Below are 11,439 nucleotides of genomic sequence, written 5' to 3'. Positions count from 1 at the left end.
GTGTCGCGGGTGCGGTCACGGGATGGGGTAGGGCTTGTTGTTGACCAGGACGACGCCCTGGAGCATGAGGGTGGCGGCGCGGATGCCGACGTTGGCGATGGAGTTGACCTGGAGGGTGCCGCCGGAGGTGATCATGGTGGCGCCGACGGCCTTGAGGTTGAGGGCGCCGACGGCGTCGACGGTGACGGCGCCGCCCAGGGACTTGACGTTGACCAGGCCGCGGCCCTGGATGTCGAGCGGGCCGCCGCTCTTGATGGTGAGGCGGCGGGCGGCGCTGAGGGTGAGGTCGGTGCCGGCTTCGATGGAGACGGACCGGCTGCCCTTGATGCTGACGGTGCCCTTGCTGTCGACGGTGATCTCGGTCTGGGTGCGGTCCAGGTTGATGACGAGTCTGTCGTCGCCGCTGGCGAGGCGTACGCCCTGTTTGCCGCCGGTGCGCTGGCTGAGCAGGTCCAGGCGGTTGCCGGTGCGGTCGGAGAGGGTGTGCCGGGAGCCGCGGCCGCGGGCGCCGTCGTGCAGCGGGACGTCCTTGACGGGGGTCGGCTTGTCCTTGCCGTTGTAGAGGCCGCCGATGACGTACGGGTGGTCGAGGGCGCCTCGGTCGAAGGCGACGAGTACTTCGTCGCCGACGTCCATGGGGAAGATCGAGCCGCCGCGTTTGCCGCCCCACTGGGTGACGCGGGTCCAGTCGCTGACGTAGGCGTCGTCCAGCCAGGGGAACTGGAGTTTGACCCTGCCCTGTTTGAGGGGGTCCTGTACGTCGGTGACGAGGGCGTTGGCGACGCTGGGCAGGCGGGGCGCGGTGTCGGCGCCGCCGGAGGTCAGTCCGTACAGGGAGCGCCACTGGCGGCCGCTGACGGTGACCCATGCCTCGTAGTGCTTGCCGTCGCCGAAGACGTGGCGGACGGAGGTGACGGTGTACTTGCCCTCGAAGGGCTTGCCGACGTCGGCGAGGGCGACGGGTACGCCCGGCCGCAGTTCGGGGTTGCCGCGGACGGCGACCTCCAGTTCGGCGAAGGAGGAGGTGACGTCGTCGGAGAGGGCGTCGGCGGCGTGCTTGACCTCGGTCTGCTTGTCGTAGGGGGTGCCCGTCTCGACCAGCTTGGCGGCCTTGAACTTGCCGGCCGCGGCGCCGGGGGTGCTGCCGATGGAGATGGCCGGGTTGGTGGCGGCGGGGGAGGTGGCGACGAGCTTCTTCTTGGTGGTGACGTCCCAGCCGCGGGATTCCACCTGGGCGACCTGGTCGGCGGCGGTGACGGCGGTGCGCAGCCGGAGCACGTCGTGACCGGCCTGGAGGACGAACGGGCTCTTGTCGCCGTCGGTCTGCGGGGAGGGCGCCCCGGAGGACGGTTTGGGCGACACGAACTGGAACTTGCCGTCCGCGTCCAGCGACATGATCATCTCGTTCTCGTCGGCGAGCCGGGCGAGGAAGTCCCAGTCGGTGACGTTGGCCTGGCTGATGAACTCGTAGACCGTCCTGGTGGACTGGATGCGGCCGATGGGGACGCCGTCCTGGGCGGCGAGCTTGCGGGCGATGTCGGAGGCGCTCTGGTTGCGGTAGGCGGCGACGCGGCGCTGGCGCAGCAGGCGGTGGCCGTAGTCGTAGCCGCGGATCACGGTGAAGCTGCCGGTGCCGTCGTAGTCGGCTTCCAGGCCGGTGACCTCGCCGGTGAGCAGGGGGCCGGCGTCCTGGCCGTCGGCGACGGGGGTGAGGACGACCTCGGTGCCGAAGGTGACGTCGAGGTGCTGCAGGACGAGGTGGTAGGGGTCGCGGAAGGTGAGGCGGAACGCGGCGGGCACGCCGGCGCCCTGGTCGACCCAGCCGTCGACCAGCATGGAGGCGATGTCGGGGTGGAGTTTGCTGCCGCCGATGGCGACCCGGATGACGGTGGAGAAGGCGGTCTGCACCATCAGCGGCGCACCTCTTCGGCGGCGGGCAGGACGAGTTCGGCGCCGGTGGGCAGCCGGTGCGGGTCGTCGATGTCGTTGGCCTCGGCGATCGCGCGCCACACGGTGGAGTCGCCGTACTCGCGCCAGGCCAGGGACTCCAGTGAGTCCCCGGCGACGACACGGTGCACGCGGCGCGCGGTGAGGGCGCCGGAGGTGGGGTTCTGGCCCTTGGTGGCACCCGGGATCTCGTGCAGTTCGACCTGGCAGGTGGCGCGGATGGGCACGCCGGTGGTGCCGAAGAGGGTGTACGACGCCTCGACGGAGGCCACGTACGCGGTGAACCGGGCGGTGGAGAACGACCCCCACTGGAACTCCACCCAGGGCGGGGAGGGCTGCTCGGCGGCGATGCTCTTGGTGGTGACCTCGCAGCAGCTCATGAGGGACTCCACCTTCTTCAGCACCGTGTTGCTGGTCGGCTTGCCGGAGGTGTCCAGGAAGATCTCCACGGTCATCTCCCGCGGCTCCGGGCCCATGAACTCCGGTTTGGTGCCGCCGCGTACGGCCGCGGCCGGGGTGACCTTCCACTGGGCGCGGCGGCTGAGGGACAACTGCGCGGGGTTGAAGTCGAAGTCGAAGGTCTTGATGAGCCCGCCCGGACTGGTGCTGATGCCGACGGGGGGTTCGTAGATCGCGAGGCTGGCGCGGACCAGGCTCTTGCCGGCGCCGCGGGAGTTGTTGGCCATGACTTCCCTCTTCGTGTCCCTGTCGTCCGTCAGTCCGTCGGTCCGTCGTCCGTCAGTCCGTGAAGCCGTGGTGGGTGATCTCCAGGACCTCGGTGGCGACGGCCGGGTTGGCCGGGTCGAGGCTGGGGCCCTGCCAGCTCACCGGCAGCACGTCGACCAGCCCCCAGCGGGCGACCTCCGAACCGTCCGCGCGCAGGGCGGCGATCTGGGCGGTGGGCCGCTGGATGCCGGTCTGGATGGAGGAGATCCACTTGGCGACCTTCGTGGTGTCCGGGGTGAGCGGACGGGTCAGCCGGATGGTGGAGAAGGTGACGCGGGTCGGGAGCTGCCACACGAAGCCGTTGTTGCCGCCCTCCTGCCGGTGCTCGACCTCCACCTGCGACGACAGGCCCTCGCACCCGTTCCAGTAACCGAGGCTGGCGCCGTCGATGGTGAGGGTGAAGTAGATCGTGGAGCCCGGGTCCTGGCGGGGCATCGCGGGGGCCTTTCGGTCGGGGACGGTCGGACGGAACGCTGACGGGTCGGTGGCGGGGGCCGGCGGCGGGGGTCAGTGGCGGGGATCGCGCAGGCGGCCGATCCGCTCGCGGTCCATGCGGAGTTCGGTACGCAGCAGACGGGTGACGCGGCCGATGATCCGGTGCACCAACTCGTCGAGCTGGAAGTCGGTGAGCGCACGCGGGTCGAAGGCGCCGGGCGGGATCTCCGAGTACGACGGCGGGGGCGCGCCCTGGCCGGAGGCGGCCGGGGCGGGGGTGTACGGAGGCGGCGGGGCGGTGGCGGCGTAGGCGGGCGGGGAGTAGGGCGGCGGGGCGTCGGTCGGGGCCGGCTGGGGGGAGTGCGGGGGCGGGGCGGTGGTGGGGCGGAAGCGGGTCAGCGTCGAGGCGACGGTGGAGGCGGCGGCGGACGCGAGCGCGCCGACGGTACGCCCGGGGAAACGCTGCACGGGGAGCGCGGCGGCGGGGCGCGCCTCGGTGAGGAGGGGCAGCGGGGGCGCGGCCGGGGGCGGGGTGAGCGCGGCGACGGGCAGCGGGGTGCGGGCCGGGGCGGAGGACGCCGGGTGGTGCCGGGGGGCGGGGGCGGGGGCGTGGAGGCGTACGGGGGCTGCTGGGGTGCGCTGGACGGGGGTGGTGGTCGTCGGGGTGGCGGAGTGGGTGCGTTGGATCGGGGTGGTGGCGGTTGGGGTGGCGGAGTGGGTGCGCTGGATCGGGGTGGTGGTCGTCGGGGTGTGGGCGGGGTGGACGGGGGCGGTCGCCGAGGTGCGGGCGACTGGGGGCGTCGGGGACGCCGGCGGGGCGGCGGAGTGGGTGCGCTGGACGGGGGCGGCGACGGGCAGCGGGGGCCGGGGCGGGGTGGCCGCGGCCGGGAGCGGGGCGCGCTGCACGGACGGGAGCGCGGCCGGTGCGGCGGAGGCGCTGCGCTCGGGGGCGCGGTGCTCGGAGGTGCGGTGCGGTACCGGAGCGGCCTCGGTGGGCGGGCCGGGGTTCGGGTGCGGGGCGCGCGAGGGCGCGGGCTGGGCGGTCCGGCCGGCCTCGGCCGCGGGCAGCGCGCGCTGGACGCCCGTCGCCGGTCCGGAGGGCCGGTGGGGGGCGCCCTGCGGTGTCGCGGGGTGGCTCGGGGTGGCCGTCCGGCGTTGTACCGGGGGGTTCGTCGCCGCCTGCGCAGCACGGTCCGACCGCGCCGGGGACGCGGGGCCGGTCATCGGCGCGCCGAGGCCGACGGGACGCGCACGGGACGCGGTGCGCTGTACCGGGGCGGCGGCGTGCGGTGTCACGTCCGTGGCCGACGGGGAAGCCGGGGGCGTCGCCCGTTGCGCGGGCGGGGTTGCCGGGGCGGCCGTCGCCGAGGGGCCGGGCGCCGGTGCCTGCCGGGAGACGGTCCGCTGTACGGGGTCGGTGGCCGACGCCGTCGCGCGGGCGGGGGGCGGGGCCGTACTCGCCGGGGCCGAGGGTGCCGTGACCGGGGGCGTCGGTGCCGCCTGGGGGGCGACGGCCCGTTGCACGGGAGCGGAGGCCGGGGCCGTGGGCGACGGGCTCGGGGTCTGCGCCGGGGTGGTCGTCGGCGGCCGGCCTGCCGCTCGTTGTACGGGGGTGGGTGCCGGTGCCGGGTGCTGCGGCGTCTCGGCCGGACGGGGAGCCGGGGCCGTGGGCGGGCCCTGAACCGGGGGTACCGCGCGTTGTACGGGCGGGGAGGTCGGGGCCGTGGCGGGTGAGGGGGCCTGAGCGCGGTCCGGGGCAGGCGTGGGGGAGCCCGGGGGCGGAGGCGTCGGTGCGTGTCGGGGTACGGCGCGCTGTACGGGGCCGGAGGCCGATGCCCTGCCGGGGGCGGTGGAGGGGCCCGGGGCTGGTGTCTGCCGGGAGACGGACCGTTGCACGGGCGGCGAGGCCGGTGCCGTACTGGTGCCGGGGGGCGGGGCCGTGGACGCGGGGCCCTGGGCCTGAGCCTGGGTCGGCGCGGGTGAGGAGGGGCCCGGGGGCGGAGGCGTCGGTGCCTGCGGAGGTATCGCGCGCTGTACGGGGCCGGAGGCCGGCGCCGTGCTGGGGCCGGGAGTCGGGGCGGTGGGCGCGGGGCCCTCAGCCCGAGTCGGGGCAGGCGCCGAGGAGCCCGGGGACGGAAGCGGCGCCGCTCGGCGGGAGACGGACCGTTGTACGGGCGTGGCGGCGGGCGCACTCGCGCGGGGCGCCGAGGGGCCCGACGCCCGGTCGGTCGGGCCGGGTGCCGCAGGGCCCGGGGTCTGCCGGGTCGGGACGGGCGCCGAAGCGGCTGAGGCCCGCTGGACCGGCGCGGGTGCCGAGGGGCTCGGGGTCTGCGGGGTCGGGGCGGGTGCCGAAGGGCTCGGGGCCTGCGGGGTCGGGGCGGGTGCCGAGGGGCTTGGGGACTGCCGGGTCGGGGCGGGTGCCGAGGGGCTTGGGGTCTGCCGGGACGGGACGGGTGCCGAAGGCGCCGACGCCCGCTGGACCGGCGTGGGAGCCGAGGCGTTCGGGGTCTGCTGGGCCGGCGTGGGTGCCGAGGGCTTCGCCGCTCGCTCCGGGGTCTGCCGGGTCGGGGCGGGCGCCGATGGGGCCGAGGCCCGCTGGACCGGCGTCGGTGCCGAGGGTGCCGGGGCCTGCCTGCTCGGGCTGGGTGCCGAAGGGCTGGGAGCCTGCCGGGACGGGGCGGGCACCGACGGGGCCGACGCCCGCTGGACCGGCGTGGCAGCCGAAGTGCTCGGGGCCTGCCGAGGAGCCGGCGTGGGCGCCGAAGGGGACGCCGACGGGCCCCGCGTCGGGGACGGGGCTCGATGCGGAGTCGCTCGTTGAACCGGACTCGTTCGTTGAGCCGGAGCCGGAGCCGGAGCCGGAGCCGGAGCCGGGACTGCACCCGCACCCGGGATCGCACCCGCACCCGGGATCGCACCCGCGCCCGGGACCGCACCCGCGCCCGCAGACGAAGCCGCGCCCGGAGACGAAGCCGGACCCGCACCCGCACCCGCACCCGCACCCAGAGCCGAGCCCGCACCCGAGCCCGCACCCAAGCCCCGATGCGCAGGTGACGGGTCGGCAGGCGACGGGTCGGCCGGTCCCGGGCCGGCGCTCGGCGTGGTCGGAGTTTCGCGGCGTGTCGTCGGGAGGACCCTGCGCTGTACGGCGGTCGGCCCGGCCGGTGCCCTGGTCAGGGAGGGTTCCCGGGGCGGGCGCGAGGCCGCGGGCGTCACGCGGACGCCCGGTGCGGCGGTGGGCGGCTCCGGACGGGAGGTCACGGGTGTCGCGCGGACGGCCGGTGCGGATGCCACGGGCGCGGCGGAGGGCCGGGGAGCCGTGGCCGGCGCCGGTTCCGTCGGCAGCGACCGCAGCGGGACCGCCGGGGCCCGCTGCACCTGGGGTTCCCGCGCGGGACCGGCGAGCGGCCGGGGCGTCGCGGGGCCTTCGAGTCCCGTCACCGGCCGGGCGGCCCCCGTGAACCCCGAGAGCATGCTGTCCGGGGCCGTGTTCAGGACGGCGGGCGAGGGCACCGACATGAACGCCGGGTTCTGCCAGGAGGGCAGGCGTCCGCCGAACGCCGCGTCCGCGACGCCCGTACGTCCCGTGCCCGTGCTGCGCTGGATCGGCGGTACCGCAGACCAGGAGGCCACGACCGGACCCGTACGCCCGCCCGCGTCACCACCGCGCGCCTGCGAGCCCGTACCGGCGGCCCCGGCACCCGCTGCCGGGCCCGTACCCGCGCCCGGCACCGCACTCGCGCCCGCGCCCGCACCCGGCACCGCACTCGCGCCCGGCACCGCACCCGCACCCGTCTCGGAAGGACCAGGCGTGCCCGTCCCCTGGTCCGCGCCTTCGCCCCTGCCGCGCCAGCGGTTCAGCAGTCCCACCGGTCAGCCCTCCGCTGCGCGGGTCACGAGGGAGGCGATCTGGTCGGCGTAGCGGCGGCGGTCGTGGTGTTCCAGGTCCAGAATCGTCTCCAGGTTCCAGTGGAAGTGGTAGGCGACGTACGCGATCTCCTCGTGCAGCCGGTCGGTCGCGTACGTCACGATTCCCCCAGGCGGCTCCCGCCGAGTTCCACCTCGAAGGGCTCCGAGCAGTGCGGGCACTGCACGGCCGCGCGGGTGTGGCCCTCCGCGTTGATCTGGCGGTAGAAGTCCTGGAGGAACGCCAGGTCGGAGGCGAACATGTTCTCCACGATCCCGTCGTGCACCATCGGCAGGGTGCCGAGGCGGGTGATGACCCGGCCGAGCAGGACCACAGAGAGGTACGCGGGGTTCTCCTGGACGCGGACGTCGCGCAGCGGGATCAGTTCGTCGCGGGCGGTCGACAGCCGCATCACGCCGTCGCGGTGGACGGTGCCGGAGTCGTCGACGTAGCCGCGGGGCAGCTCGAAGGGGAACTCGGTGCGCAGTTGCTGGCGAGGCGCGGGGTCGGCCGGGGCGGCGGCCGGAGCCGGAGGGGTGGCCTCCGGCTCCGGGGCCGGGGTGGCCGGGCCCGTGCGCGGCGCACCGACAGCCGAACGCCGCATTACTCGATGACCAGTTCTTCGAAGACGATGGTCACGGTCTCGGTGAGGGCGGCGGCCTCGCCGGCCTTCAGCGCGCTGGCGTCGACCTTGCTGCACCAGGCGTTGCGCATGTTGTACCGCTTCACCGGGTTGTTCTGGTAGTCCATCATGATGATGGAGGCGTTCTTGCGGGCCGTGCTCATCTGGCCGGCGATGGAGTCGTTGATCCACGTGGTGAACGCCGGGGACTGGGTCATGCCGCGCACGACCGTGCACTGGCCGTCCTTCTGCGTGCCGGGCATCAGGCTGACCTCGGGCTTGCCCTGCTGGGAGTTCTGGTAGTGCTTGATGACGTCCTGCTCCAGGCTGAGGCCGTTGACCTCGGCGAGGTATTCGACCATCACGCCGTCGATCTGCAGGCCGAAATTGTGTGAAGTTAGGGAGTCACCCGGGTTGGGAAGCACCTGTTTCGCGTCCTTCTAGGAGTGGGGAGGGGTGAGGAGCGGGCTGCCGCCTACTCCTCCAGTTCGCCGCTTCCGCTGGAGAACTGGGCCAGCCGGAAGATCACGAACTCGGCGGGCTTGACGGGGGCGATGCCGATCTCGCAGACGACCCGGCCGAGGTCGACCGACTCCGGCGGGTTGGTCTCCTCGTCGCACTTGACGTAGTACGCCTCCTCCGGCCGGGAGCCGAAGAGGGCGCCGCTGCGCCACTCGCTGACCAGGAACGCCGAGACGTTGCGCCGGATGCGGGCCCACAGGTTCTGGTCGTTGGGCTCGAAGACCACCCACTGGGTGCCCAGGAGGATGGACTCCTCCAGGTAGTTGAAGTACCGGCGGATGTTGAGGTAGCGCCAGGCCGGGTCGGAGGAGAGGGTGCGGGCGCCCCAGATGCGGATGCCGCGGCCGGGGAAGGCGCGGATGCAGTTGACGCCGACGGGGTTGAGCAGGTCCTGCTCGCCGCGGGTGATCTGGAGTTCGAGGTCGACGGCGCCGCGGACGACCTCGTTGGCGGGGGCCTTGTGGACGCCGCGCTCGGAGTCGTTGCGGGCCCAGACGCCGGCGACGTGCCCGGACGGCGGGACGATCTTCGACTGGCCGGTGGCCGGGTCGAAGGACTTGATCCACGGGTAGTACAGGGCGGCGTACTTGGAGTCGTAGCCGGCCGTCTCCTGGCGCCAGACCCGGATCTGGCGGGCGTTGAGGCTGGGCGGCGGGTCGATGATGGCGACGCGGTCGCCCATCAGCTCGCAGTGGGCGATCATGCCCAACTGGACGGCCTTGACGGCCTCCAGGTCGATCGCGCCGCGCTGGTAGGCGGCCATCAGGTCGGGCACGGCCACCATGGAGATCTCGTCGATGGCCTCCAGGCCGCCGAAGCCGGTGCGGTCGGCGCTGTCACCGAGGTACTGGGCCGGGCCGGGGTCGGCGCTGCCGTCCTGTTCGGCCGGGGCGGCCTCGGCGGGGGCGGCGGGCGGCGCGGGCAGGGCCACGGTCTGGTTCTCGGGGCGGGCCAACTGCGCGGACGGCGCGGCCTCGGCCACGGAGATCAGCTTGGAGCGCTCCTTGACCTGGGTGACGACGTAGGAGCGGTTGCCCTTCTTGGCGCTGACGTCGAAGGTCTCGACGGCCTTGTCGCCGTCCTTGACGATCAGCTTGAAGCGCTCGGCGGGGCCCTCGCCCTCGGGGTCGGCGACCTCGACGCTCAGCGGGCCGTGCTGTCCGGCGGCGGTGGCCGTCACGGTGAAGGTGCCGAGCTGCCGGGGCTCGGCGGCGGGCAGCGCGGCGGGGGCAGCGGTGCCGGCCAGCGCGGCCGGGCGGGCGCCGTTCGCGGAACCGTCCTCGGCGAGGCCGTCGGCGGAGCCGCCGACCCGGACGACGTACGCGGCCGAGCCGCCGTTGTTGAAGAAGCCGTAGACGGAGTGCGCCAGGTAGTACCCGTCGGTGAAGTCACCGAAGGCCGCGACGTACTGGGACCAGTTGGTGACCAGGGTGGGCTCGTTCAGCGGGCCGCTGGGGGCGAGCCCGACGAAGGCCGCCACGGAGGTTCCCACTCCCTCGATCGGACGCGAGCCGCTGGCCACCTCCTCGACGTAGACGCCGGGCGACAGGTAGGACGGCATGCTCTGCTCTCCTCGGGGTACGAGACAGGACGCCCTTCACACTCGCGCGTGCCTCATCCCGGACGAAACGTCCCCCGGTGCCGGTGTGGGGGCAGTGTCGTTGCCCCGTGCCGTGCCCCTGGGGGCAGCGCCGGCCGGGCTGACCCCGCGCACCGGCCCCGTGCCGGGCCCGCCCGGCTCTCGACGGCCGCACCTGACCTTTCGGGCAACCCGGTCTGCCCGGCCGCCTCCTGACGCGGCGTCGGGCGGTCGCTAGCGTCGACGCGTGAGCCTGTGGACTTCCCTCGAACCCGCGTCCGCGACCGTCGACCCGGGTGGCAGTACCCGGGTGCGGCTGCGCGTGCGCAACACCGGTGACATCGTCGACGAGTACCGCTTCGAACCGGTCGGCGACCTGGCGCCCTGGACGACGGTGGAGCCGCCGACGATGCGGCTCTACCCGGGGACGACGGGCACGGTGGAGCTGACGTTCGCCCCGCCGCGCACTCCGGACGCCGCCGCCGGGCCCAACCCGTACGCGGTGCGGATCACGCCGACCGAGCATCCGGACGCGGTGACCGTCCCCGAGGGGAACCTGACCATCACGCCGTTCACGGAGGTGCGGGCCGAGCTGGTGCCGCCGACCGTGAAGGGGCGGTTCCGGGGCCGGCCCCGGCTCGCGGTGGACAACCTGGGCAACACCAGGGTGACCGCCTCGGTCAGCGGTACCGACCAGGGCGACCACCTGTCGTACGACATCCATCCGGGCAGCGTGCAGATCGAGCCGGGCCGGGCGGCGTTCGTGAAGGCGACGCTGCGGCCCAAGCGGGTGATCTGGTTCGGCGCCAAGGAGGAGCGGCCGTACACGCTGGCCGTGCAGCGCTCGGGTGTGCCGCCGGTGGGCGTGGACGGCACCTATGTGCAGCGGAGTTTCCTGCCGGGCTGGCTGGCGACGTTCACGGGCGCCTTCATGGCCCTGGTGATCGCCTTCGCGATCATCTGGCTGGCGTACAAGCCGCAGGTCAGCAGCGCGGCGCGGGAGAGTCCGCAGGAGGCCGGGGTGGCGCTGGCGCCCAGCCCGTCGGCGGAGAAGCCGCTGGCCACGCCCTCGCCGACGCCCGAGCCGGAGGAGCCCGAGCCGGGCGCGTCCGCGCCCGCCGGTGACGAGGACGCGGGCGGCGGCGGCGGGGGTGGCGGCGGGGGCGGCCAGGCGTCGCCGTCGCCGAGCAAGAAGCCCAAGAAGCCGGGGATCGTGCCGGCCGACGACATCCTGCTGCGCAACGCCACCACCAAGAAGTGCGCCGACCTGCCGGGCGAGGGCCGGGGCGGGCGGCAGGTGAACGTCCAGCAGTCCACCTGCAACCAGACCGACGCCGACAACCACCTGTGGGACCTGGACGTCAAGTACCCGAAGTCGGGCCCCGGCGGGACGCCGCTGTTCCTGATCCGCAACGACAAGGACGGGCTCTGCATGGACCTGCCCAACAACGGGGCGGAGCCCATCACCACGCCGATCACCGAGGCGGACTGCGCCGGCACCACCGACGACAACCAGCTCTGGTGGCTGGACAAGCAGGAGAGCGGCGCCTACTGGGTCCGCAACTTCGCCAGCAACAACAAGTGCCTGGACGTGGCCGGGTGGAGCGACGGCGGCGACGGGGCGAACCTGACCCTGTTCGACTGCCGCAACGACGACGACCAGGAGTGGACGATCGTCAGGCGCACCAAGGCGTGACCGGC

General features: G+C 74.4%; 9 protein-coding genes. 1 reads left to right on the top strand and 8 read right to left on the bottom strand.

Annotated elements, in window-relative coordinates; translation table 11 throughout:
- Positions 1 to 15: 15 nt before the first annotated feature.
- The 8 genes from ACFY32_RS04140 to ACFY32_RS04105 form a co-directional block, all read right to left on the bottom strand.
- Positions 16 to 1,911, bottom strand: coding sequence for a VgrG-related protein (locus ACFY32_RS04140; RefSeq protein ID WP_359194751.1), 1,896 nt, complete (start codon positions 1,909 to 1,911; stop codon positions 16 to 18).
- Entirely contained in the window at positions 1,911 to 2,633 is a 723-nt protein-coding gene (locus tag ACFY32_RS04135; RefSeq protein WP_359194754.1) for a LysM peptidoglycan-binding domain-containing protein, read from the bottom strand. Before ACFY32_RS04135 ends, ACFY32_RS04140 begins: the two co-directional genes overlap by 1 nt.
- A gap of 52 nt (positions 2,634 to 2,685) precedes the next feature.
- A complete protein-coding gene (locus ACFY32_RS04130) occupies positions 2,686 to 3,108 on the bottom strand; it encodes a phage tail protein (protein ID WP_359194757.1) in 423 nt (140 codons plus the stop codon).
- A gap of 72 nt (positions 3,109 to 3,180) precedes the next feature.
- The gene (locus ACFY32_RS04125; protein WP_390673369.1) at positions 3,181 to 4,404 is read right to left on the bottom strand and encodes a hypothetical protein; all 1,224 of its coding nucleotides are present in this window, start codon (positions 4,402 to 4,404) and stop codon (positions 3,181 to 3,183) included.
- A gap of 2,577 nt (positions 4,405 to 6,981) precedes the next feature.
- Positions 6,982 to 7,137: a DUF6760 family protein gene (locus ACFY32_RS04120; protein ID WP_359194763.1), complete on the bottom strand. Its 156-nt coding sequence runs from the start codon at positions 7,135 to 7,137 to the stop codon at positions 6,982 to 6,984.
- Entirely contained in the window at positions 7,134 to 7,619 is a 486-nt protein-coding gene (locus ACFY32_RS04115) for a hypothetical protein (protein WP_359194766.1), read from the bottom strand. Before ACFY32_RS04115 ends, ACFY32_RS04120 begins: the two co-directional genes overlap by 4 nt.
- A complete protein-coding gene (locus ACFY32_RS04110; protein WP_359194769.1) occupies positions 7,619 to 8,062 on the bottom strand; it encodes a phage tail protein in 444 nt (147 codons plus the stop codon). The genes ACFY32_RS04115 and ACFY32_RS04110 overlap by 1 nt, the downstream gene beginning before the upstream one ends.
- A gap of 50 nt (positions 8,063 to 8,112) precedes the next feature.
- Positions 8,113 to 9,720 (bottom strand): phage tail sheath subtilisin-like domain-containing protein, encoded by a 1,608-nt coding sequence (locus tag ACFY32_RS04105; RefSeq protein ID WP_359194772.1) that lies wholly within the window; start codon positions 9,718 to 9,720, stop codon positions 8,113 to 8,115.
- Positions 9,721 to 9,985: 265 nt separating this feature from the next.
- Between ACFY32_RS04105 and ACFY32_RS04100 the strand changes: the two genes are divergently transcribed.
- Complete coding sequence (locus tag ACFY32_RS04100; RefSeq protein WP_390673368.1) at positions 9,986 to 11,434, top strand: RICIN domain-containing protein; 1,449 nt, start codon at positions 9,986 to 9,988, stop codon at positions 11,432 to 11,434.
- The last annotated feature ends 5 nt before the right edge of the window (positions 11,435 to 11,439 follow it).

It is taken from the genome of Streptomyces sp. NPDC000134 (genome assembly GCF_042899225.1).
GTDB lineage: Bacteria > Actinomycetota > Actinomycetes > Streptomycetales > Streptomycetaceae > Streptomyces.
Note: the sequence above shows the minus strand (reverse complement) of the source record. Positions and strands in the feature narration are given on the sequence as shown.